Source organism: Streptomyces sp. NPDC091280, from assembly GCF_044768565.1.
Classification (GTDB): Bacteria; Actinomycetota; Actinomycetes; order Streptomycetales; family Streptomycetaceae; genus Streptomyces.
In genome coordinates, this window is record NZ_JBIVUZ010000003.1 from 422,852 (window position 1) to 444,880 (window position 22,029).

At 68.6% G+C, this 22,029-nt stretch carries 20 protein-coding genes; 9 read left to right on the forward strand and 11 right to left on the reverse strand.

Annotated elements, in window-relative coordinates; genetic code table 11:
- Nucleotides 1-350: 350 nt before the first annotated feature.
- The 5 genes from ACIQPR_RS11970 to dnaA form a co-directional block, all read right to left on the reverse strand.
- Nucleotides 351-896: a DUF721 domain-containing protein gene (locus ACIQPR_RS11970; RefSeq protein ID WP_403645762.1), complete on the reverse strand. Its 546-nt coding sequence runs from the start codon at nucleotides 894-896 to the stop codon at nucleotides 351-353.
- Nucleotides 893-2,014: a DNA replication/repair protein RecF gene (recF, locus tag ACIQPR_RS11975; protein ID WP_403645765.1), complete on the reverse strand. Its 1,122-nt coding sequence runs from the start codon at nucleotides 2,012-2,014 to the stop codon at nucleotides 893-895. The genes ACIQPR_RS11970 and recF overlap by 4 nt, the downstream gene beginning before the upstream one ends.
- A 61-nt stretch (nucleotides 2,015-2,075) precedes the next feature.
- Nucleotides 2,076-2,951: a phosphogluconate dehydrogenase (NAD(+)-dependent, decarboxylating) gene (gene gnd, locus ACIQPR_RS11980; protein ID WP_403645767.1), complete on the reverse strand. Its 876-nt coding sequence runs from the start codon at nucleotides 2,949-2,951 to the stop codon at nucleotides 2,076-2,078.
- 148 nt (nucleotides 2,952-3,099) lie between these two features.
- Entirely contained in the window at nucleotides 3,100-4,230 is a 1,131-nt protein-coding gene (dnaN, locus tag ACIQPR_RS11985; RefSeq protein WP_403645770.1) for a DNA polymerase III subunit beta, read from the reverse strand.
- A 1,083-nt stretch (nucleotides 4,231-5,313) separates the two neighbouring features.
- On the reverse strand, nucleotides 5,314-7,278 hold the full coding sequence (gene dnaA / locus ACIQPR_RS11990) for a chromosomal replication initiator protein DnaA (RefSeq protein WP_403645773.1): 1,965 nt from the start codon (nucleotides 7,276-7,278) through the stop codon (nucleotides 5,314-5,316).
- Between the two features lie 398 nt (nucleotides 7,279-7,676).
- Between dnaA and rpmH the strand changes: the two genes are divergently transcribed.
- The 9 genes from rpmH (at nucleotide 7,677) to ACIQPR_RS12035 (ending at nucleotide 14,601) form a co-directional block, all read left to right on the forward strand.
- Nucleotides 7,677-7,814 (forward strand): 50S ribosomal protein L34, encoded by a 138-nt coding sequence (rpmH, locus tag ACIQPR_RS11995; RefSeq protein ID WP_006381191.1) that lies wholly within the window; start codon nucleotides 7,677-7,679, stop codon nucleotides 7,812-7,814.
- Between the two features lie 21 nt (nucleotides 7,815-7,835).
- The gene (rnpA, locus tag ACIQPR_RS12000) at nucleotides 7,836-8,207 is read left to right on the forward strand and encodes a ribonuclease P protein component (protein ID WP_403645776.1); all 372 of its coding nucleotides are present in this window, start codon (nucleotides 7,836-7,838) and stop codon (nucleotides 8,205-8,207) included.
- Complete coding sequence (gene yidD, locus ACIQPR_RS12005) at nucleotides 8,204-8,557, forward strand: membrane protein insertion efficiency factor YidD (RefSeq protein WP_019073355.1); 354 nt, start codon at nucleotides 8,204-8,206, stop codon at nucleotides 8,555-8,557. Before rnpA ends, yidD begins: the two co-directional genes overlap by 4 nt.
- Nucleotides 8,558-8,560: 3 nt before the next feature.
- Nucleotides 8,561-9,841 carry a membrane protein insertase YidC gene (gene yidC, locus ACIQPR_RS12010; protein WP_403645779.1) on the forward strand — a complete coding sequence of 427 codons (1,281 nt, stop codon included), beginning with the start codon at nucleotides 8,561-8,563 and terminating at the stop codon, nucleotides 9,839-9,841.
- 15 nt (nucleotides 9,842-9,856) lie between these two features.
- A complete protein-coding gene (locus ACIQPR_RS12015) occupies nucleotides 9,857-10,372 on the forward strand; it encodes a protein jag (RefSeq protein WP_403645782.1) in 516 nt (171 codons plus the stop codon).
- Nucleotides 10,373-10,507: 135 nt separating this feature from the next.
- Nucleotides 10,508-11,224, forward strand: coding sequence for a 16S rRNA (guanine(527)-N(7))-methyltransferase RsmG (gene rsmG / locus ACIQPR_RS12020; RefSeq protein WP_403645785.1), 717 nt, complete (start codon nucleotides 10,508-10,510; stop codon nucleotides 11,222-11,224).
- Nucleotides 11,225-11,487: 263 nt separating this feature from the next.
- On the forward strand, nucleotides 11,488-12,561 hold the full coding sequence (locus ACIQPR_RS12025; protein ID WP_078532690.1) for a ParA family protein: 1,074 nt from the start codon (nucleotides 11,488-11,490) through the stop codon (nucleotides 12,559-12,561).
- Complete coding sequence (locus ACIQPR_RS12030) at nucleotides 12,558-13,658, forward strand: ParB/RepB/Spo0J family partition protein (protein WP_403645788.1); 1,101 nt, start codon at nucleotides 12,558-12,560, stop codon at nucleotides 13,656-13,658. Before ACIQPR_RS12025 ends, ACIQPR_RS12030 begins: the two co-directional genes overlap by 4 nt.
- A gap of 325 nt (nucleotides 13,659-13,983) precedes the next feature.
- The gene (locus ACIQPR_RS12035) at nucleotides 13,984-14,601 is read left to right on the forward strand and encodes a GNAT family N-acetyltransferase (protein ID WP_403645791.1); all 618 of its coding nucleotides are present in this window, start codon (nucleotides 13,984-13,986) and stop codon (nucleotides 14,599-14,601) included.
- A gap of 95 nt (nucleotides 14,602-14,696) precedes the next feature.
- Here the strand turns inward: ACIQPR_RS12035 and trxA are convergent, their stop codons facing one another.
- From trxA to murJ, 6 genes are all read right to left on the reverse strand, one after another.
- The gene (gene trxA / locus ACIQPR_RS12040) at nucleotides 14,697-15,029 is read right to left on the reverse strand and encodes a thioredoxin (RefSeq protein WP_007383275.1); all 333 of its coding nucleotides are present in this window, start codon (nucleotides 15,027-15,029) and stop codon (nucleotides 14,697-14,699) included.
- Nucleotides 15,030-15,071: 42 nt separating this feature from the next.
- Complete coding sequence (trxB, locus tag ACIQPR_RS12045; RefSeq protein WP_403645794.1) at nucleotides 15,072-16,040, reverse strand: thioredoxin-disulfide reductase; 969 nt, start codon at nucleotides 16,038-16,040, stop codon at nucleotides 15,072-15,074.
- A gap of 171 nt (nucleotides 16,041-16,211) precedes the next feature.
- On the reverse strand, nucleotides 16,212-17,162 hold the full coding sequence (locus tag ACIQPR_RS12050) for an anti-sigma factor family protein (protein ID WP_403645797.1): 951 nt from the start codon (nucleotides 17,160-17,162) through the stop codon (nucleotides 16,212-16,214).
- Complete coding sequence (gene sigM, locus ACIQPR_RS12055) at nucleotides 17,159-17,887, reverse strand: RNA polymerase sigma factor SigM (RefSeq protein WP_403645799.1); 729 nt, start codon at nucleotides 17,885-17,887, stop codon at nucleotides 17,159-17,161. Before sigM ends, ACIQPR_RS12050 begins: the two co-directional genes overlap by 4 nt.
- 26 nt (nucleotides 17,888-17,913) lie before the next feature.
- Complete coding sequence (locus ACIQPR_RS12060; protein WP_403645803.1) at nucleotides 17,914-19,626, reverse strand: serine/threonine protein kinase; 1,713 nt, start codon at nucleotides 19,624-19,626, stop codon at nucleotides 17,914-17,916.
- 118 nt (nucleotides 19,627-19,744) lie between these two features.
- Complete coding sequence (gene murJ / locus ACIQPR_RS12065) at nucleotides 19,745-21,997, reverse strand: murein biosynthesis integral membrane protein MurJ (protein WP_403645806.1); 2,253 nt, start codon at nucleotides 21,995-21,997, stop codon at nucleotides 19,745-19,747.
- Between the last annotated feature and the right edge of the window lie 32 nt (nucleotides 21,998-22,029).

Consider the following 22,029-nt stretch of genomic DNA (forward strand, 5'->3'; position numbering starts at 1 on the left):
CGCCCTTTCTGGCACAGCACAAGCCAGGCTCCCGGCGGGGTGGCCGGAGCGGCTGCGGCGTGTTGCGTTGGTAAGCCTTAGTCAGCGTTGCTCGGTGTGTGTCCCACAAGTGGGGCGGGATTGCTTCCAGTCTACCGGTAGCGCCGACAGTGATGGGGGTTTGCCGGTACCTGAGTCCTCATGTGCCGCCCTCAACCGGTCTCTCCCGACTCCCCATATGCGGAACGGGGCTCAAAGAGGCTTACAGCGGCACTCAGCGCTTCCGGGTATGAACCCTTTGCTACTCCTGGGTCAGGTCGTCGTTCGCAACCGCGTCCGGTCGCCCGCGCGGGCGAGCGCTGTGATGTCAGTCACCCATAGGTGTCGCCGGGACCCGTGCTGCCGGGAGCCCGCAGCGGGCCGTAGCGGCGGGCCGGTCCACCGGGGTTGAGCACCTTGATCATCCGTACGGTGCCGTGCCCCAGGTCCTCGTTCAGCCTGGCCACGAGCGTGGGCGTGAGGTGCCTCAGCTGGGTCGCCCAGGCCGTGGAGTCGCACTGCACGACCAGGATCCGCTCGTCCTCGTCGTACCGCTCCGGGACGCAGTGCTTGGCCAGGTTCTCGCCGACGATCTGCGGCCAGCGGCCCATCACACCGCCCACCGCGGCCGGTGTCTCCCAGCCGCGTTCGTTCAGCAGCCGGTTGATCGCGGCACCGAGCGCCATCGGGTCGCGGCCGTCGGCGCGCGCGCCGGAGCGCAGGCCCCCGCGCCGCGCCTGCTTCTTCTGCTGCGCCGCGTCCCCACGCGCGCGTGCCTGCTCCTTGGCGGCGCGCAGCGCCACGCGCGCGAGGTCCACACCGGAGGGCTCGGCGCCCTTCGCGGGTGCGGGGCGCGGGGAGGGCTCGTCGGTGCTCATACGCGCTCCACCGCCCCCTCCGCCACGCTGTACCGCGTCCCCACCAGCACATGCGGTACGTCGTCGTCGACGGCCGCCGTCACCAGCACCTGCTCGCCGGGCGCCACCAGCTCGGCCAGCCGCTCCCGGCGGCGCGTGTCCAGCTCCGCGAACACGTCGTCGAGCACGAGCACCGGCTCGTTCCCCTCGGCCCTGAGCAGGTCGTACGACGCGAGCCGCAGCGCCAGCGCGTACGACCAGGACTCCCCGTGCGAGGCGTACCCCTTGGCCGGCAACTGCCCGAGTTTCAGGACCAGATCGTCCCGATGCGGTCCTACGAGGGTGACGCCCCGCTCGATCTCCTGCTTGCGGGCCTCGCCGATCGCCGCCATCAGCTGCTCGTAGAGGTCCTCGCGGGTGTGCGCCTCACCGGGCGCCGACGGCTTGTACTCCAGCGCCACCGGGCCGCCGCCGGGCGCCAGTTGCTCGTAGGCCTTGTCGGCGAGGGGCTGGAGCGCGGCGATCAGATCCAGCCGCTGGGCGAGCAACTCGGCCCCCACGCGCGCGAGATGCTGGTCCCACACGTCGAGCGTGGACAGGTCCATCGACCGCCCGCCGTGCCGCCGCGCCAACGCGGCCGATTTCAGCAGGGTGTTGCGCTGCTTCAGCACCCGTTCGTAGTCGGACCGCACCCCGGCCATGCGCGGCGACCGCGCGGTGATCAGCTCGTCCAGAAAACGCCGTCGCTCCCCGGGATCCCCCTTCACCAGGGCGAGATCCTCGGGCGCGAACAGCACAGTCCGTACGATGCCCAGCACGTCACGGGGTCTGACCTGCGAGGACCGGTTGATGCGGGCGCGGTTGGCGCGGCCGGGGTTCAGTTCCAGCTCGACCAGTTGCTGCCGCTCGCCCTGCCGGACCTGCGCCCGGATGATCGCGCGGTCGGCGCCCACCCGGACCAGCGGGGCGTCGGAGGAGACGCGGTGGCTGCCCAGGGTGGCGAGATAGCCGATCGCCTCGACGAGGTTGGTCTTGCCCTGTCCGTTCGGGCCCACGAACGCGGTGACGCCGGGGTCGAGCGGGACGTCGACCCCGGCGTAGGAGCGGAAGTCGGCCAGCGACAGATGCGTGACGTGCATGGTCGTTCGCCGACCTCCCCCAGGTTGTGGATCCACGGGCCCGGGCCCGTGGATCTGTGGATTACTTGGTCTCGACGGCGTGGCCGCCGAACTGGTTGCGCAGGGCCGCGATCATCTTCATCTGCGGCGAGTCGTCCTGGCGGGAGGCGAAGCGGGCGAAGAGGGAGGCGGTGATGGCGGGCAGCGGTACGGCGTTGTCGATGGCGGCCTCCACCGTCCAGCGGCCCTCGCCGGAGTCCTCCGCGTAGCCCTTGAGCTTGTCGAGGTGCTCGTCGTCGTCCAGGGCGTTGACGGCGAGGTCGAGGAGCCAGGAGCGGATGACGGTGCCTTCCTGCCAGGAGCGGAAGACCTCGCGGACGTCGGTGACGGAGTGGACCTTCTCCAGGAGTTCCCAGCCCTCGGCGTAGGCCTGCATCATGGCGTACTCGATGCCGTTGTGGACCATCTTGGAGAAGTGCCCGGCGCCGACCTTGCCGGCGTGGACGAAGCCGAACTCGCCCTCGGGCTTGAGGGCGTCGAAGACGGGCTGGACCTTGGCGATGTTCTCGGCGTCGCCGCCGACCATCAGGGCGTAGCCGTTCTTCAGGCCCCACACCCCGCCGGAGACGCCCGCGTCGACGAAGCCGATGCCCTTGGCACCCAGCTCCTCGGCGTGCTTCTCGTCGTCCGTCCACCGCGAGTTGCCGCCGTCCACGACGACGTCACCGGGCTCCAGGAGCTCGCCCAGCTCGTCGACGGTCGACTGGGTGGCGGCACCGGCCGGGACCATCACCCACACCACGCGGGGGCCCTTGAGGCGGTCCACAAGCTCTCCCAGGCTGTGGACATCGGCGAGGTCCGGGTTGCGGTCGTATCCGATGACGGTGTGGCCTGCGCGGCGGATGCGCTCGCGCATGTTGCCGCCCATCTTGCCGAGGCCGACGAGACCGAGCTCCATCAGTTGTTCCTTAGGGTGCGACGTGGCATGAGGGCACTTGCGTACCTGTGTCCGAGCCTAAACCCGGACGCTCATGCACACCTGTGGGCATACGCGCTCAGAAGTACCGGGCGGTCTGCCCCGACCTGCGGTGTTCTCGTCCCACCGGTCAGCCGCTGAGGCGGACCGGCATGATCAGGTACTTGTAGGCCTCGTCCGCCTCGGCGTCCAGGGCCGGCTTGCCGCTGAGCAGCGCGGGCTTGGTCGAGGTCGTGAAGGACAGCTGGGCCACCGGGGAGTCGATGGCGCTCAGGCCGTCGAGCAGGAACGTCGGGTTGAAGGCGATCGACACGTCGTCGCCCTCCAGCTGCGCGTCGACGCGCTCCACAGCCTGTGCGTCGTCGCTGGAACCGGCCTCCAGGATCAGCACGCCCTGCTCGAAGCTCAGCCGCACCGGGGTGTTGCGCTCGGCAACCAGGGCCACGCGCTTGACGGCCTCCACGAAGGGGGCGGTCTCGATCACCGCGATGGAGTTGAACTCCGTGGGGAACAGCGAGCGGTACTTCGGGAGGTCACCCTCCAGGAGACGGGTCGTCGTACGGCGACCGGCGCCCTCGAAGCCGATGAGGCCCTCGCCCGCGCCCGAGCCGGAGAGCGCCAGGATCACGCTGTCGCCGCTCGTGAGCGCCTTGGCGGTGTCCAGGAGCGTCTTGGCGGGCACCAGGGCGACCGCGGACGCCTCCGGGTTCTCCGGCTTCCACAGGAACTCGCGGACCGCGAAGCGGTAGCGGTCGGTGGACGCCAGCGTCACCGTGTCGCCCTCGATCTCGATGCGCACACCGGTGAGGACGGGCAGCGTGTCGTCGCGCCCGGCGGCGATGGCCACCTGGGCGGCGGCCGAGGCGAACACCTCACCGGGGACGGTGCCGGTCGCGCCCGGCATCTGCGGCAGCGCCGGGTACTCCTCCACAGGCAGTGTGTGCAGGGTGAAGCGGGACGAGCCGCAGACCACCGTCGCCCGTACACCGTCTGTGGAAATCTCCACCGGCCGGTTGGGGAGGGCGCGGCAGATGTCGGCGAGCAGCCGGCCGGAGACGAGGACGGTGCCCTCCTCCTCGACCTCCGCGTCGACCGACACGCGCGCGGAGACCTCGTAGTCGAAGCTGGACAGGCTCAGCTGCCCCTCCTCGGACTTCAGCAGGAGGCCGGCGAGGACCGGCGCCGGCGGACGGGCCGGGAGGCTGCGTGCCGCCCAGGCAACTGCCTCCGCGAGTACGTCGCGTTCCACCCGGATCTTCACTGTTGCCGCCTCCTGCTGTTGCCGGCGCTTCTAGGCCTGCCTGGCTTCGTCGTCTGTCTCGGTGTCGTCGGTCCCTGTGAGGGGAAGGACAACGGGGAACAGTCTGACGCACCGCACTGACAGTAGGTGCCTCTCGGGGTCAAGTCGTGACGAGGGGCGGTCGGGCGACGAAGCGCGAGTTGTGCACAGGCCCCGCTTCGAAACGGTTTCCCAGCTCTCTCTAGTCGCTAGTAGTAGTAGGGGCTGTGGATACCGTGGATAACCCCGTTTTCCCAGCTCAGAGCGGGAATTTTGTCCACTGGTCCTGTGGGTGACGACGGTGGACAACCTCGGGTTTCTGTGGAGAACGGAAAGTTCTGCACACCCCATGCACAGCCGAGGGCCACTTCTCCCCAGCGCCGTCCCCAGCTTTACCCACCTTTCCCACAGCCCAACCCGGCACCTTCGTGTGACGCCTTTCACTCGACACGGTGAGGTGGCGCGTCGCGTTGCCGAACAGTGGACAGCGGTGTGGAGAAGCTGGGGATCGCTGGGGACAACCGGCCCCAGCCTGTGGGTTGTCGGTGGACAACTCCGTCCCCAGCCTGTGGATCACGGATTCATCCACAGCCTGTGGAGATCTTTTGTCCACGAATCCACAAGCACCTGACCTGGACTGATGGTCTCTCACCCGCGAGGCCTGTGGACACGTTCTGGACAACTTCGCAGTCCCCAGGATGTGGACGGAAGAAAGTCCCCAAATCTGTGGAGGGCGGCCGTAACCCGGCGGGTATTCGAACAGCGGGTGGTGGATGGGTGGCTGCGCGGAGGCGGCGAACCCTCTCCGGAACGGCTCCGGATGGGCGCCAGGCAAGCTTCGGGCGGGCGCCAGGCAGGCTTCGGGCGGGCTCCGCGTCGGCTTCGGATCGGCTTCGGCGTCCTCGGGCGCGGCTTCGACTCGACCGCTTCGCGGGGCGTCCCTGGCAATCCGTTACGTCCCCTCCGTGGGCTGTCGCGGAAAGTCGAAGGGCGCCCCGGGAGAAGACCCGGGGCGCCCTTCGATGTCGTAGAGCCACTGCGGTCGGAGGAGTGACTCCGCGGCTGTCAGCCGTTCTTGATGCGGTTGGTCAGTTCCGTGACCTGGTTGTAGATGGAGCGGCGCTCGGCCATGAGGGCGCGGATCTTGCGGTCCGCGTGCATGACGGTGGTGTGGTCGCGACCGCCGAACTGCGCGCCGATCTTCGGCAGGGAGAGATCGGTCAGTTCGCGGCACACGTACATGGCGATCTGCCGGGCCGTGACCAGCTGGCGTCCGCGCGAACTGCCGCACAGGTCCTCGACCGTGATGCCGAAGTAGTCGGCGGTCGCCCCCATGATCGCCGACGCGGTGATCTCCGGGGTCGAGTCCTCGCCACCGGGGATGAGGTCCTTGAGGACGATCTCGGTGAGACCGAGGTCCACCGGCTGCCGGTTGAGCGACGCGAACGCCGTCACCCGGATCAGCGCCCCCTCCAGCTCGCGGATGTTGCGCGAGATGCGGGAGGCGATGAACTCCAGCACCTCCGGTGGGGCGTTGAGCTGCTCCTGCACCGCCTTCTTACGAAGGATGGCGATACGGGTCTCCAGCTCGGGCGGCTGGACGTCGGTGGTCAGGCCCCACTCGAAACGGTTCCGCAGCCGGTCCTCCAGCGTGACCAGCTGCCTGGGCGGCCGGTCGCTGGAGAGCACGATCTGCTTGTTCGCGTTGTGGAGCGTGTTGAACGTGTGGAAGAACTCCTCCTGCGTCGACTCCTTGTCCGCGAGGAACTGGATGTCGTCGACAAGGAGGATGTCCATCTCGCGGTACCGCTTGCGGAAGCTGTCGCCCTTGCCGTCGCGGATGGAGTTGATGAACTCGTTGGTGAACTCCTCGGAGCTGACGTACCGCACGCGCGTGCCGGGGTACAGGCTTCGCGCGTAGTGCCCGATCGCGTGCAGCAGGTGCGTCTTGCCGAGCCCCGACTCCCCGTAGATGAACAGGGGGTTGTACGCCTTCGCGGGCGCCTCGGCCACAGCGACCGCGGCGGCGTGCGCGAAGCGGTTGGAGGCGCCGATGACGAACGTGTCGAAGAGGTACTTCGGGTTCAGGCGCGCGGTCGGCTCACCCGGACCGGCCGCCGGCGCGGGCTTCGAGCCCAGCGGACCGGGCGACCCCGGGCCGCCGCGGTGCACATGGCCGGAGTTCGACGACGGGCGGGAGTCGGACAGATCGCGGCGCGCGTCGCGCTGGTTGTACTCCGCGCGGGACTGCTCGTACTCGGCCCGCGACTGCTCGTACTCCGCGCGCTGCTGCTCGTACGACGGACGCTCCATCGACTGCGGGCGGTAGTCCTGAGCCGGCGGGGCGTACTGGTCCTGCTGCGGCTGGTAGGCGTCCTGGGGCGGCGCGCCGTACTGGTCCTTCGAAGGGGTGCCGTACTGGTCCGAGGACGGCGGGCCGTACTGGTCCGGCGCGGGCGGCGCGTACTGGTCCTGGGACGGTGACGCGTACGGATCGCGCTCGGGGAAGCCGAGCCGCTGCTGCTGCCAGCCGTAGTCGTCCTGCGACGGCCGCGGCCAGGCGCCGGGCTCGGGCCGCTGGTACTCCGACGGGTAGGCGGGGCGGGCGGTGGGCAACTGGTCGCCGGGGCCGCCCGGCAGCGGTTCGGCGCGATGACGGCCGTAGCCGCCCTCGTACGGGTCCCGGTTCTGCTCGGGTTCCTCGTAGCGGCGCTGGGGCGGGGCGGGGGGCGTCGGCGGGCCCGGGGGCTCGCCCGCGGAGTCGTCGACGGTGATCGCGATACGGATCGGCCGGCCGCACTCGCGGCTCAGCGTCTCGCTGACGATCGGGGCGAGGCGGCCTTCGAGCACGCCCTTCGCAAACTCGTTCGGTACGGCGAGCAGTGCGGTGTCCGCGACGAGTGCCAGGGGCTGGCAGCGCCGGATCCAGTGCTCGTCCTTGGTCTCGACACCCTGCCCACGCCCCTCACCGAGAAGTTGCTCCAGCACTCGTGGCCACACTGCGGCAAGATCGGCAGGTACGTCAGCCACAGGGCACGCTCTCTCACGGGTCCCACGAACGTGTGGTTCGCGGACGGGACGGGATGTAAATCGGGTGGGACGCGGGGGAAAAAGGTGTCGGGGCGGGGGACAAAGGAACGAATCAGAGTCCAGCCACGGTAGTCAGGGCGACGGGTGCGGTTCAAGTTGTTGTCCCCAGCCTGTGGATAGTGTCTCGCTGTGACCGCTGGTTTGACCGGATGGCGTAGCCCCGCGTACCGTGACCAGGTCGAGTTGTCGATGGCTGCTGCCGCCTGCCTCCGATGGGCACAGATCGCGTTGGGTGATCGGTCAGCGGTGCACTCGGGCGTTACTGCGAGCTACTCGTGGGCGCACGGTGACAGCCAGGACGGCACCCGCAACCACCGATTTATTTCTGGAGCCCCCTCGTGAGCAAGCGCACCTTCCAGCCGAACAACCGTCGTCGGGCCAAGACCCACGGCTTCCGCCTGCGGATGCGTACCCGTGCCGGTCGCGCGATTCTCGCGAACCGTCGTGGCAAGGGTCGCGCCAGCCTGTCCGCCTGATCCCGATCAGGTCATGACGTCGTGCTGCCTACCGAGCATCGGCTGAGGCGGCGCGAAGACTTCGCGACCGCGGTACGACGGGGTCGCCGGGCCGGCCGCCCGCTTCTCGTCGTCCACTTTCGTAGCGGTGTCACGGACCCGCACGCGCCAGGGGAGAGCGCTCCCCCGACGCGTGCGGGTTTCGTCGTCAGCAAGGCTGTGGGCGGCGCCGTGGTGCGCAACAAGGTGAAGCGCAGACTTCGCCATCTGATGCGTGAGCGAGTCGCTCTGTTTCCCCCCGGTAGCCTGGTAGTCGTACGAGCGCTGCCCGGAGCGGGCGACGCCGACCATGCACAGCTGGCCCAAGACCTGGATGCCGCCGTTCAGCGGCTGCTGGGAGGGGGCGCGCGATGAAGTACCCGCTACTGGCACTGATCAAGCTGTACCAGTGGACGATCAGTCCACTGCTGGGGCCGGTGTGCAAGTACTACCCGTCGTGCTCCCACTACGGCTATACGGCCATCGACCGGCACGGCGCGATCAAGGGCACCGCGCTCACGGCTTGGCGCATCCTGCGGTGCAATCCGTGGTCGCTCGGCGGTGTGGACCATGTCCCGCCGCGCAAGCGGCCGAGGTGGCACGAGATGCTGCGGGGCGCACGGCGCGCAGACAAGGGCGGGACCTCCGCCGCCGAAACGGCCACTGAAGGGCTGAGTCCTTCGAGCCCGGCCGCAGAGACACCGTCCCATGCCCAAGGAGCATGATTAGTGGACACGATTGCCAGTCTTTTCAGCTTCATCACGACACCCGTTTCCTGGGTCATCGTCCAGTTCCACTCGGTGTACGGGAAGGTTTTCGGTCCCGACACGGGCTGGGCCTGGGGCCTGTCCATCGTGTCCCTGGTGATCCTGATCCGCATCTGTCTGATCCCGCTCTTCGTGAAGCAGATCAAGGCGACCCGGGCCATGCAGACCTTGCAGCCCGAGATGAAGAAGATCCAGGAACGCTACAAGAACGACAAGCAGCGTCAGTCCGAAGAGATGATGAAGCTGTACAAGGAGTCGGGTACCAACCCGCTCTCCTCGTGCCTTCCCATCCTGGCGCAGTCCCCGTTCTTCTTCGCCCTGTACCACGTGCTCAACGGCATCGCGACGGGCTCGACGATCGGCGTCATCAACGACTCGCTGCTCGCCAGCGCGCGTAAGGCGCACATCTTCGGTGCCCCGCTGGCCGCGAAGTTCACGGACAGCAGCAGCAAGGTCGAGGCGCTCGGTGCCACGCTGACCGACGTCCGGGTCGTCACCGCGATCATGATCGTGCTGATGTCGGCGTCGCAGTTCTACACGCAGCGCCAGCTGATGACGAAGAACGTCGACACCACGGTGAAGACGCCGTTCATGCAGCAGCAGAAGATGCTGATGTACGTCTTCCCCGTCATGTTCGCCATCTTCGGCATCAACTTCCCGGTCGGCGTCCTCGTCTACTGGCTGACCACCAACGTGTGGACCATGGGCCAGCAGATGTACGTCATCCGCAACAACCCGACCCCGGGTTCCAAGGCCCAGGCCGCCTACCTGGAGCGCCTGACCAAGCACGTCACGCACCACGAGAAGACCCGCAGCCGGGGCGAGAAGGCCATCGTCAAGGCGATCGTCTCCAAGGGCCGCGAGCGCAACGAGTTCGAGCGCAAGTTCATCAACAGCCTCACCAAGGTGGGCCTCGTGGCCCAGGCCGACGGGACTGTGGTGAAGGGCGAGAGCCCGGTGGAGTCCGAGGACGGAACGCCCACCACGACCACTCCCCGGCGCCAGCAGCCCAAGCGGCAGACCAAGTCCCAGCGCCAGTCCACCGGTGCGAAGCCGGCCGACGACACGGCCGACGAGGCCGAGCCGAAGACCTCGCTGAGCAAGTCGGACGAGCCCGAGGACGCCAAGCCCGCCACCGCTGCCAAGAAGGCCGCCCCGAAGCCCGCCGGCGGTACCCGCAGCAGGGCCCAGTCCGGACAGCGCAAGGGCCCGCAGCGGCCCAAGTCCCCGTCCAAGAAGTAAGAAGGAGTCCATCCCGTGACGGAAGGCACCACCACCTCCGCCGCTGCCGAGGGTGCAGACACCCTGTCCCGCCTGGAGCAGGAGGGCGAGATCGCGGCGGACTACCTTGAGGGTCTGCTGGACATCGCCGATCTCGACGGCGATATCGACATGGATGTCGAGGCCGACCGTGCCGCTGTGTCGATCATCAGCGACAGCGGCGGACGCGACCTGCAGAAGCTCGTCGGCCGTGACGGTGAGGTGCTGGAAGCGCTCCAGGAGCTCACCCGCCTCGCCGTGCACCGGGAGACCGGGGACCGCAGCCGACTGATGCTGGACATCGCCGGCTACCGCGCCAAGAAGCGCACCGAGCTCTCCGAGCTGGGTGCCAAGACCGCGGCCGACGTGAAGAACACCGGCGAGCCGGTGAAGCTCCACCCGATGACCCCGTTCGAGCGCAAGGTCGTGCACGACGCCGTCAAGGCCGCGGGACTGCGCAGCGAGTCCGAGGGCGAGGAGCCGCAGCGCTTCGTCGTCGTGCTTCCCGCCTGAGCGGTTCCTACGTTCCACCGGCCCCGTCTGTTGAGCAGACGGGGCCGAATTTTGTCAGCCTGATAGTCCTGTAGTTCTGGTGGTCCCGATGGTCAGCGCTCCATGCGCTCTTGCGGTACGGAAGGACGGTCCCCCGTGACGGAGGCAGCGGAGCTTCCCCCTGCGCCCGAGGAGGCGCGTGAGGTGTTCGGTGATCGCTTCGAGGATGCGGTCCGATACGCCGAGCTGCTCGCCGACGCGGGTGTGCAGCGTGGTCTCATCGGTCCGCGCGAGGTGCCCCGCCTGTGGGAACGGCACATCCTGAACTGTGCCGTGCTCTCGGAGGTCGTACCGGAGAGCGTGACCGTCTGCGATGTCGGTTCGGGGGCCGGGCTGCCGGGCATCCCCCTGGCCCTGGTCCGGGAGGATCTGAAGATCACGCTGCTGGAGCCTCTGCTGCGGCGGACCAACTTCCTCACCGAAGTCGTCGAGCTGCTGGGCCTGGACCATGTGACGGTGGTGCGCGGTCGCGCCGAGGAGGTCATGGGCAAGTTGCAGCCCGTCCACGTGGTGACGGCAAGGGCCGTGGCTCCGCTGGACCGGCTGGCCACCTGGGGCATTCCCTTGCTGCGTCCGTACGGAGAGATGCTCGCCCTGAAGGGCGACACCGCTGAGGAGGAGCTGAAGGCCGCAGCGACGGCTCTGAGCAAGCTCGGTGCCGTCGAGACGTCGATCCTTCATGTGGGCGAGGGCATCGTGGACCCGCTGTCCACGGTCGTGCGCGTGGAGGTCGGGGAGAGCCCCGGTGGTGTCCGCTTCGCCGCCAAGCGAGCGAAGGCGGCACGTACCGGGCGGACCCGTCGGCGTCGCTGATCCGTCCTGCGGACGAGACTTACTCCACACAAGCTGCCTAACCTACGCATGCCGGAGTGTCGCGGACAGTTCGGCCTTGGCTGCTGTGCATCGTGTTTCACGTGAAACGTCGCTCACTGCTCCACGGCATCATCAGCCGCAGCCGCGCGGCCGAACCCCGCGATAGGAAGCCTCTCGGATCACTCGGAGAGGGCACGGAGTTGTCCACAGAGGTGGAATTCTCCACAGAACAACAGGCCTCACTGGTTCACGACCCTGAAGACATGGGAGGCTCTGTTCATTGCGAGCCTGAAGTCGAGGAGAGTGAATCCTTGCGGTCCGACGCCAACATCGCGGGACCGATGACCGATCCGGTCCCCGGTCCCCGTACCGAGTCGATGGGGGAGGATGTTTCACGTGAAACACCGCCCCCTATGGACGACACTCCCATCGGTCGCGCTGCCCAATTGGCTGTGGAAGCCCTAGGTCGTGCCGGCGAGGGCCTGCCACGACCCGAGCAGACCCGAATCATGGTTGTCGCCAACCAGAAGGGCGGCGTGGGCAAGACGACGACGACCGTCAACCTTGCCGCTTCGCTGGCACTGCATGGCGCCCGTGTTCTGGTGGTCGACCTCGACCCACAGGGCAATGCCTCCACGGCACTGGGGATCGACCACCACGCGGAAGTCCCTTCCATCTACGACGTGTTGGTCGATAGCAGGCCCCTCTCCGAGGTGGTTCAGCCGGTTCCCGATGTCGAGGGTCTCTTCTGTGCCCCTGCCACGATCGATCTCGCCGGTGCGGAGATCGAGCTGGTGTCGCTGGTGGCGCGAGAGAGCAGATTGCAGCGGGCGATTCAGGCCTACGAGCAGCCGTTGGACTACATCCTCATCGACTGTCCGCCCTCGCTCGGCCTGCTGACGGTCAATGCGCTGGTCGCCGGTGCGGAGGTACTCATCCCGATCCAGTGCGAGTACTACGCGCTGGAGGGCCTCGGACAACTGCTCCGCAATGTCGACCTGGTGCGGGGACACCTCAACCCCAACCTGCATGTGTCGACCATCCTGCTCACCATGTACGACGGCCGGACGCGCCTCGCGTCCCAGGTCGCGGACGAGGTGCGCAGCCACTTCGGTGACGAGGTGCTGAGGACGAGCATTCCCCGCTCGGTCCGCATCTCCGAGGCGCCGAGCTATGGGCAGACGGTACTGACCTACGATCCCGGATCGAGCGGTGCCCTCTCCTACTTTGAAGCAGCAAGGGAAATCGCACTGAAGGGTGTGGGCGTCAGCTACGACGCACCACATGCGCACATCGGCGCGCAGAGCGACCAGAGCATGGTGGAGGGCATCCAGTGAGCGAGCGACGGAGGGGTTTGGGCCGTGGGCTCGGCGCACTGATCCCCGCAGCCCCGACCGGGGAGAAGACGGCGGCTCCGGCCGCCATGGGAGGCGGCGCCGCTTCCGCGTCCCCCACGGCCGTTCCGGTCATCACCGGCGACCGAGGGGTGGCCGCGGCGAAGGTCACCACCCTGCCGCCGGTTTCCTACGACACGGAGGAGCCGTCGTACGGCGCCGTGGAGACGTTCGCGCCTCCCATCGGTGCCCACTTCGCCGAGCTGCCTCTCGACTCCATCACGCCGAACTCCCGCCAGCCGCGTGAGGTGTTCGACGAGGACGCGCTGCAGGAGCTCGTCACCTCCATCAAGGAGGTCGGCCTTCTCCAGCCCGTCGTCGTACGGCAGATCGCCCCGACGCGGTACGAGCTCATCATGGGCGAGCGGCGCTGGCGGGCATGCCGCGAGGCGGGCCTTGAGGCGATTCCGGCGATCGTCCGGGCCACGGACGACGAGAAGCTTCTCCTGGACGCCCTCCTGGAGAACCTGCACCGTGCCCAGCTGAACCCGCTCGAAGAGGCGGCTGCCTACGACCAGTTGCTCAAGGACTTCAACTGCACGCATGACCAGCTGGCGGACCGCATCGGGCGTTCACGTCCGCAGGTCTCCAACACCCTGCGGCTGCTGAAGCTCTCGCCGTCGGTGCAGCGCCGGGTCGCGGCCGGAGTGCTCTCCGCCGGCCATGCCCGCGCGCTGCTCTCCGTGGACGACTCGGAGGAACAGGACCGGCTGGCTCACCGGATTGTGGCGGAGGGGCTCTCCGTGCGGGCCGTCGAGGAGATCGTGACCCTGATGGGTTCACGGCCCCAGACCGCTCAGCGCTCCAAGGGACCGCGGGCGGGTGCCTTGGTCTCCCCGGCGCTGAGCGACCTCGCCACGCGGCTCTCGGACCGCTTCGAGACCCGGGTGAAGGTCGACCTGGGTCAGAAGAAGGGCAAGATCACTGTCGAGTTCGCCTCGATGGAGGACCTTGAGCGGATCCTCGGTTCGCTGGCTCCGGGTGAGGGGCCGGTCCTCCAGCGCAGTCTGCTGGACGACGACTCGGAGGACGAAGCCTGAGCCTCTGGCTACGGCATGGGTTTCGTTCGCGCGACCTGCGGAGCGGGCCGTGTCCGGTGTGTACCGGAACACGGCTCGCTCTTTGCTTTCAGTCGGTATCGATGCAATCGCATCATGGATACGATGCGTTCGGGTATGGCGCATCCACCTGGCAGCACCTCTTAGGGGAGGCAGGGGCCATGCGAACGGTGAGCCGCACCGGACTGGTGAGCGCGGGTCTGGGCCTGGGGGCGGTCGGCGGGTTCGTCGGCAGTCTGCTCAGGGAACGCATCGCTCTGACAGCCGCCCGCGACGCTGCGGGCGGGGGAAGCGAGGATCAGCCTTCATGGGGCGTCGGCTCGTACCGCTCACGTTGGACAATCTCCCGGACATCCCCCAGCGGTGCAGGTCGTGCGTCTTCTGGGAGCTGGACCCCGTCAGCGGCCAAGCCGCGGTAAGAGCCGGCACGACAGCCCTGGAGAAGGAAGCCTGGATCTCCTCCGTCCTCCTGGACTGGGGCTCCTGCGGACGGGTCGTCTACGTCGATGACGTGCCGGTGGGCTTCGTCCTCTACGCGCCGCCCGCCTACGTTCCCCGCTCCACGGCGTTCCCTACGAGTCCCGTCTCGCCGGACGCCGTGCAGTTGATGACGGCGTTCATCATGCCGGGCTATCAGGGACAGGGGCTCGGCCGGGTCATGGTCCAGACGGTTGCCAAGGATCTGCTGCGGCGGGGCTTCAAAGCGATCGAGGCCTTCGGCGACACCCGCTGGAAAGAGCCCGCCTGCATACTGCCCGCCGACCACCTGCTCGCCGTGGGATTCAAGACGGTCCGCCCGCACCCCGCCCATCCTCGACTGCGGCTGGAGCTGCGTACGACGCTCTCCTGGAAGGAGGACGTGGAGCTGGCGCTCGACCGGCTGTTGGGGGCCGTACAGAAGGAACCAGCGCTGCGACCGCTCTAAGAGCTAGCCAGGACAGCTCGGCACGGTCGAGGACAGCTTCAATGAAAAATGGGCCGACTCCGGGGAGTCGGCCCATTCATGTTTCACGTGAAACATCACTCGGCGATGAAGTCCTCAAGGTCGCGGACGATCGCGGCCTTCGGCTTCGCACCGACGATGGTCTTGGCGACCTCGCCACCCTGGTAGACGTTCAGGGTCGGGATGGACATCACGCCGTACTTGGCGGCCGTACCCGGGTTCTCGTCGATGTTGAGCTTGACGATCTCGATCTTGTCGCCGTACTCGGCGGCGATGGCTTCGAGGGACGGAGCGATCTGACGGCACGGACCGCACCAGGCGGCCCAGAAGTCCACGAGGACGGGCTTGTCGCTCTTGAGGACGTCCTGCTCGAAGGAATCGTCGGTCACATTCTTCAGAGTGCCGGCCACGGCGGGCTCCTTAACTTGATCGTGCGGTGGGGCGGATGGGGGTCAGACGGTGGTCTTCGCGGGCTCTGCCTTCTCCTCGTCCGCCAGAGCGGCGAGGAAACGCTCGGCGTCGAGAGCCGCGGAGCAGCCGGTACCGGCGGCGGTGATCGCCTGGCGGTAGGTGTGGTCGACGACGTCGCCGGCGCCGAAGACACCGGTCAGGTTGGTGCGGGTCGACGGCGCCTCGACCTTCAGGTAGCCCTCGCCGTCCAGGTCCAGCTGGCCTTTGAAGAGCTCCGTGCGGGGGTCGTGGCCGATCGCGATGAACAGGCCCGTCACCGCGAGGTCGGAGAGCTCGCCGGTCTTCAGGTTGCGCAGCTTGAGACCGGCCAGCTTCGGGTCGCCCTCGATCTCCGCGACCTCGCTGTCCCACACGAACTTGATCTTCGGGTCGGCGAAGGCGCGTTCCTGCATCGCCTTGGAGGCACGCAGGCTGTCCCGGCGGTGGACGATCGTCACGGACTTGGCGAAGCGGGAGAGGAAGGTCGCCTCCTCCATCGCCGTGTCACCGCCGCCGATGACGGCGATGTCCTGGTCCTTGAAGAAGAACCCGTCACAGGTGGCACACCAGGAGACACCCCGGCCGGAGAGGGCGTCCTCGTTCGGCAGGCCCAGCTTGCGGTGCTGCGAGCCGGTGGTGACGATGACGGCCTTCGCCTTGTGGACGGTGCCCGAGGTGTCCGTGACGGTCTTGATCTCACCGCTCAGGTCGACGGAGACCACGTCGTCCGGGATCAGCTCGGCGCCGAAGCGCTCGGCCTGGGCGCGCATGTTGTCCATGAGCTCGGGGCCCATGATGCCGTCCTGGAAGCCCGGGAAGTTCTCGACCTCGGTGGTGTTCATCAGGGCGCCACCGGCGGTGACGGCGCCCTCGAACACCAGCGGCTTCAGCGACGCGCGCGCGGTGTAGAGCGCCGCCGTGTAGCCGGCGGGCCCGGAGCCGATGATGATCACGTTTCGGACGTCGCTCACGGCTTGGTTCCTCGTCTCTGGACTGCGTCAGTACGACCGGTGGGAGCCCCTGTCAGAGCCTCCACCCCACCCAACGGATCCTACGGGGCCTGCATTCCCGGTGTGTCCGGGCACACGGAGACGGCCCACAGGAGGGAAGTACCACACCGGTCGCGGATGAGACGTCCGAAGTCAGGACCGCGCGTACGACCGCGTCAGAAGAACCTTGCCAGGAGTGGATGTCTGCCGGCTGACACAGGTCGCGTCGACGACATACGCCGTGACCCGAGTGCTGTCGGAAGCGTCGGGCAGCACCACCAGATAGGCGGCGTTGCCGTTGTAGGTGCCCTTCTTCGCACCCAGCACATCCTCGTCGCTGCGGTTGATGCCCTGCCGGATGCAGTTCGGGATGGTGCCGGAGGGCTGGATCAGGGTTTGAGGTGTCTTGGCGGAGGACTTCGTACCGTCCTCCGGGACGGTTTCGGCGTTCCAGGGTTTCCCGGTGCCGACGCCCTGACGCGTGGCGGTCTTCGTGGAGAGAAGGTCCGCGACCTCGCTCTCCAGCTTCCCCTTCGAGAACGTGTCCGCAGCGCTGGTCGGATTCCCCTGAGCCGTGTCGGAGGTCTTGTGGTCGCTCAGCGACGACTGGAGGAACAGAGAGCCCGCGCCGAGAACGGCCGCGGTGAACACTGCTCCCAGAACGATCCTCCCGCGACGACCGCTGCGGCTTTGGCCCCTGCGTCCGGGACCGGTCGCCGCGTGCGCACGTCCTGACGGACGGTCCGCAAGGGGCGATGTTTCACGTGAAACATGCGTCGCGATGTCCTCGCCGGCCACGGATCGAGACGCGCTCACCAAGGTCGGTGCGGCCAGCGCCTCGGGAGCCGTGGCACCCAGCAGGGCCTCCGCGGCGAGGGCCGCGTCGATCCGGCTCGCGACTTCGGCGGGCATCCTCGGCGGGCCGGGCATCGTGCCCAGCAGTCCTCGGATCTCCTCCAGCGAGTCATGGACGTCGGCACACAGCTCGCACTCGTCCAGATGCCGTCGTACCTCACTCGCCCTGGACGGCTGAAGGAGTCCCTCGGTGAGGTCGGAGATCTCCGCGACGTCCGGGTGCCCGGCCGTATCCGTCGTGGATGTCACGCTCGCCCACCTCCGCCCTTCACAGCAGCTGAATCGCTCGGCCCTGCATCCCTGGGACCCGACGATTCGTGTGGTCCCGCTGCCGGTGGGACGGATGTCCCCTGCGCCCGGTTCCGTCGTGCGCCCGGTTCCTCGCCGTCAGCGGTTCTTTCCGGCCGCAGATGAGTGAGGAGCGGGAGCAGTCTGGCTCTTCCCCGGGCGCAGCGGCTCTTCACCGTGCCGGTCGGTACATCGAGCATGCGGGCGGCCTCCGCGACCGGGTAGCCCTGCATGTCCACGAGGACGAGGGCGGCGCGCTGGTCGGGCGGGAGGGTGCCGAGGGCTTCCAGCAGTTGGCGGTGCAGGTCGTTGCGCTCCGCCGGGGCGGCGGCCGACTCGTGCGGCTCCAGAAGCTGTTCGAGGCGCTCGGTGTCGTCGACCGGAGACGTCTTCCGTGAGGCGGCCTTGCGGGCGCGGTCCAGGCAGGCGTTCACGGTGATCCGGTGCAGCCAGGTCGTCACGGCCGACTGGCCGCGGAAGGTGTGGGCGGCACGGTAGGCGGAGACCAGGGCGTCCTGGACCGCGTCGGCGGCCTCCTCGCGGTCGCCCAGCGTGCGGAGGGCCACGGCCCAGAGACGGTCCCGGTGACGCCGTACGAGCTCACCGAAGGCGTCCGGGTCGCCTTCGACATGACGGGCGAGCAGATCCTGATCGCTCGTGCCGTCGTGTCCGGCGCCTTCCGCCATCGGCCCCCTCCCCCTCCGGTGAGACGTCAGCCCGTGAACTTCACGTCGGTGATGGCCTGCTTGTAGCCGGCATCGCTGTACTGGTCGCTGTCCGCGTGCGGCAGAGCGGTGAGCCAGACAAGAACGTACCGGGTCTTCACCTGTTTGGTGACCTTCACCGCCGCACTGGTCCCGTTCGTCGTGACGGTGCCGATCTGCGTCATGGAGTCCAGCGAGGAGGGCGAGAGCGAGTCGGCCGCGTACAGCTGCACCGTCGTGTGGTTGCCGCTGTAGTAGAGCCCTATGGTCGCCGTGGAGACGGTCTGCGCCGAACCGAGGTCGTAGACGATGCCCACGCCGGGCTTGTACGGCGCGAGCACCGGGCCTCCTATGAAGCTGGAGGTCCGCCAGTACGTCGACGGGTCGCCGTCGTACGTCTTGTCGACGTCGTTGGGGTGCTGGGCGTCGCCCTTCGCCACGAACTCCTGGGCGCCCTTGATGGAGAGCGTCCGGATCGGCTTGGTCTTGTCGCCGCTCTTGTCGTTCCCGTCCGTCGTCTGCGTCTGCTTCGTGTCCTCGGACTTGTTGCCCTGATCCATCAGGGCGTCTGCGAGCTGCCAACTGCCCAGTCCCAGCGCGGCGATGAGCAACGCGGACACGGCCCACTTGAGGGCCTTGCCCGTGCGGCTCTGCAACGGGGGCGGCGGGGTCTGCACCGCCTGGTTGCTACCGGGAGGCGCCGGACGGCCGTACGTGCCCTGCTGGTAGGTCGTGCGCTGATACTCGGGCGGTGCGGTGAACGCGGGCTCCGGCGGGCGGATGCGGGGCATCTCGCCGATCGCCTTCACCAGCTCCTCGGGAGTGGTGCACGCCGCTTCGTGGCGGGAGGCCGTGGCACCGTCGTTGGCGAGCGCGCGCATCGCGAGCTCCGACAGCCCGCGGTGCACACCCGCGCGCACCTGGTCGGGGGCGATGAGGCCGACCCCCTTGGGCAGCCCGGACAGGCCGTAGGCGTCGCTCTCGTACGGCCAGCGCTGGGTGAGCGCCGCGTACAGCAGGGCGCCGATCGCCTCCGTGTCCGTGCGCTGCGGGGTGTCCGAACTGATGCCGCGCAGTGCCGCGTTGACGGCCAGGCCCCGGATGCGCCACTGACCGGAGGAGGTGCGCAGCACCGCGTTCGGGTTCAGGCGCAGATGGGCGAGGCCCTCGCGGTGCGCGGCGGCCATGGCCGAGGCGATCTGACTGACCATCTGGTAGGCGTCGTGCGCCTCCAGCGGGCCGGGCGCCAGAAGCGCCGTCAGTTCCGTGGCGTCGGGCAGCCATTCGTGCACGACGTAGACGAGGTCGTTCTCCTCCACGGCGTCCAGGACCTGGACGAACCGGGGATCACCCAGCAGGGCCGAGGAACGGGCCGCGGCCAGCACCGAGCGGGCCCGCGTGTGGTCCGCGGGCAGGATGTGCACACCGACGGCACGGCGGAGTTTCTCGTCCACCGCGCGCCAACTGCTGAAGCCGTCCAGACGGGTGACGCACTCTTCGAGCCGATAGCGTCTGGCGAGCTTGTGCCCGCTGTGCAGTTCGGGAGGTGAGGCCTTCTCGGTTTCCTCGATCCCGCCGCTCCCCTGTGCCTCGTCGCTGTCCGTGTCCCGCTCCGGGTTCTGGGCCACCCCGTCGGCCGTGGACTGGTCCGCCTTGGCGGTCAGCGGCTCGTCGCCGCTGTTGTCTGCCACGTCGACGGCAGCCGTGCTCCGTTCCGCCACCGCCGCTCCTGCCTCCCCATCCGTTGCACGCTGTCCGACGCCGAAACCAATTGTGCCCACAGTCTGCCGCTATGCACGACACACAGCGGCGGACGATGGTTGTGCGTGTGCCCCTGCCTCAGCGCCCCAAGCGCCCGCGCACCATGCCGACGAGGGAGTTGAGCTCCTCGATACGCATGCGACGTGCGGCGACGTAGAAGACTCCGAGCAGGACGGCACCGCCCACCAGGAGCGCGGCGAACGAGCCGACGACACCCTGGCCGAGCGTATGTCCGATCCCGTAGCAGGCCGCACCACTGAGCAGTGCGGCCGGCACCGAGGCGATACCGAGCCGAGCGTACGTCCGCAGCACCCGGGCGCCGTCCAGGTCGCCGTTGAGCCGCTTCCGCAGCCGGTTCCAGGCGACACCGACGCCGGTCGCGTACGCGAGGCCGTACGAGGCCGCCATGCCGACCACGGCCCAGCGGGCCGGGAGGACCAGGTAGCAGACCGCCGAGGCGCCCGCGTTGACCGCGGCGACGATGACCGTGTTGTAGAAGGGCGTCCGGGTGTCCTCGTAGGCGTAGAAGGCACGCAGGACGACGTACTGCACCGAGTACGGGATCAGGCCGAGGGCGAAGGCCATCAGCATGAAGCCCATGTTCGTGGCCGAGTTGATACCGGAGGAGCCGAAGATCAGGGTGCACATCGGGATGCCGAGGGCGAGCAGACCGAAGGCGATCGGCACGATCGCGACGGCGGTCGTGCGCAGCCCCTGGGAGATGTCGTCGCGGACGGCCCCGCCGTCGCCCTCGGCCGCCGAGCGGGAGATGCGCGGCAGCAGGGCGGCCATCAGGGACACCGTGATGATGGCCTGCGGCAGACCCCAGATGAGCTGGGCGTTGGCGTAGGCGCTGAATCCGGTTCCGGGGATGTTCGTGTCCGCGACCGACGCGGTGGCGAGCTGGGTGACCACGAGGGCACCCGCCTGGTTCGCGAGGACGAAGAGGACGGTCCACTTGGCGAGCATCGCGGCCTTGCCGAGACCGTGGCCCTTCCAGTCGAACCGCAGCCGCAGCCTGAATCCGGTCTCCCGCAGGTACGGAATCATCGCCAGCGCCTGGACGACCAGACCGAGGAGGACACCGACACCCAGGAGGCGTTGGGCCTCCGGCGGGATGTTGTCGACCTTCATGCCGGAGTGCGCCGAGGTGCCGTAGACCCAGAGGAACAGGCCGAGCGTCACGATGATGACGACGTTGTTGAGGACCGGGGTCCACATCATCGCGCCGAACTTGCCCCGGGCGTTGAGGATCTGGCCCATCACCACGTGGATGCCCATGAAGAAGATCGAGGGCAGGAAGTAGCGGGTGAAGGTGATGGCGACCTGGTCCGCCGCGGGGTCGCTGGCGACCGGGTTCGACAGCAGGCGGACCAGAAGGGGTGCCGCGAGCACCGCGAGCCCGGTCAGTACGCCGAGCGCCACGATGACCAGGGTCAGCAGTCGGTTGGCGAACGCCTCTCCGCCGTCGTCGTCCTCCTTCATGGCGCGCACGAGCTGCGGCACGAAGACGGAGTTCAGTCCGCCGCCCACGGTCAGGATGTAGATCATCGTCGGCAGCTGGTAGGCGACCTGGAAGGTGTCACCGAGCAGAGCCGTGCCCAGGGCCGAGACGATCAGCGCCGACCGTACGAAGCCGGTGAGGCGGGAGACCATCGTGCCCGCCGCCATCACGGCGCTCGACTTCAGGAGCCCGCCGGCCTTGCCGCCCTTCTTGGGAGCGGCCGACGGCGCGGGTGCCGTCGGGGTGAGCTGCATCGTGGCGTCCGACATCGGTCCCGGGGCGGGCGCGGCGGGCGCCCGGCCCGAGGGCGGTGCGGGGGACGGGCCGGGGACCCCCGGGGGGTCCATCGACGGGCGTCCGCCGCCCTGGCCCTGGTCGCGGAAGAGATGAGCGAAGGCGTCCGGCTCCTGACGGTCCTCGCCGGCGCCGGTCACCAGGTCGTCGACGCCCACGAACTGCGTGGTGCGGGCGTCGTCGCCGTAGGGCAGGTACTGGGTCGGGCCCTCGGGCTCGGGCGCCGGGGTCTGCGCCCACACGCGGGGGTCGGGGGCGTACGGGGACTGCGGCGGCTGGGCGTAGAGCGGGGGCTGCGGCTGGTACGTGCCCGGGGGCGGCGGGGGGTGCGCGGCACGGTCGTAGAGCGCCTCGGCGACCGGGTCCTGGGCAGAGAGGTCCTGCGCCCGGTAGGGGTCCTGGTCGTAGGCGTCCTGGAGGTACATGTCCGCGGGGGGCTGCGGCGGCACCTGGCCGTGTTCGGGCGGCGGGCCCTCGGGGTAGCCCGAGCCGCCCGCGCCCTGACCGCGGTCACCGTCGTACGGCGCGTTCATGGTTACCCCACCTCATCGTCCCCGGGCCCACC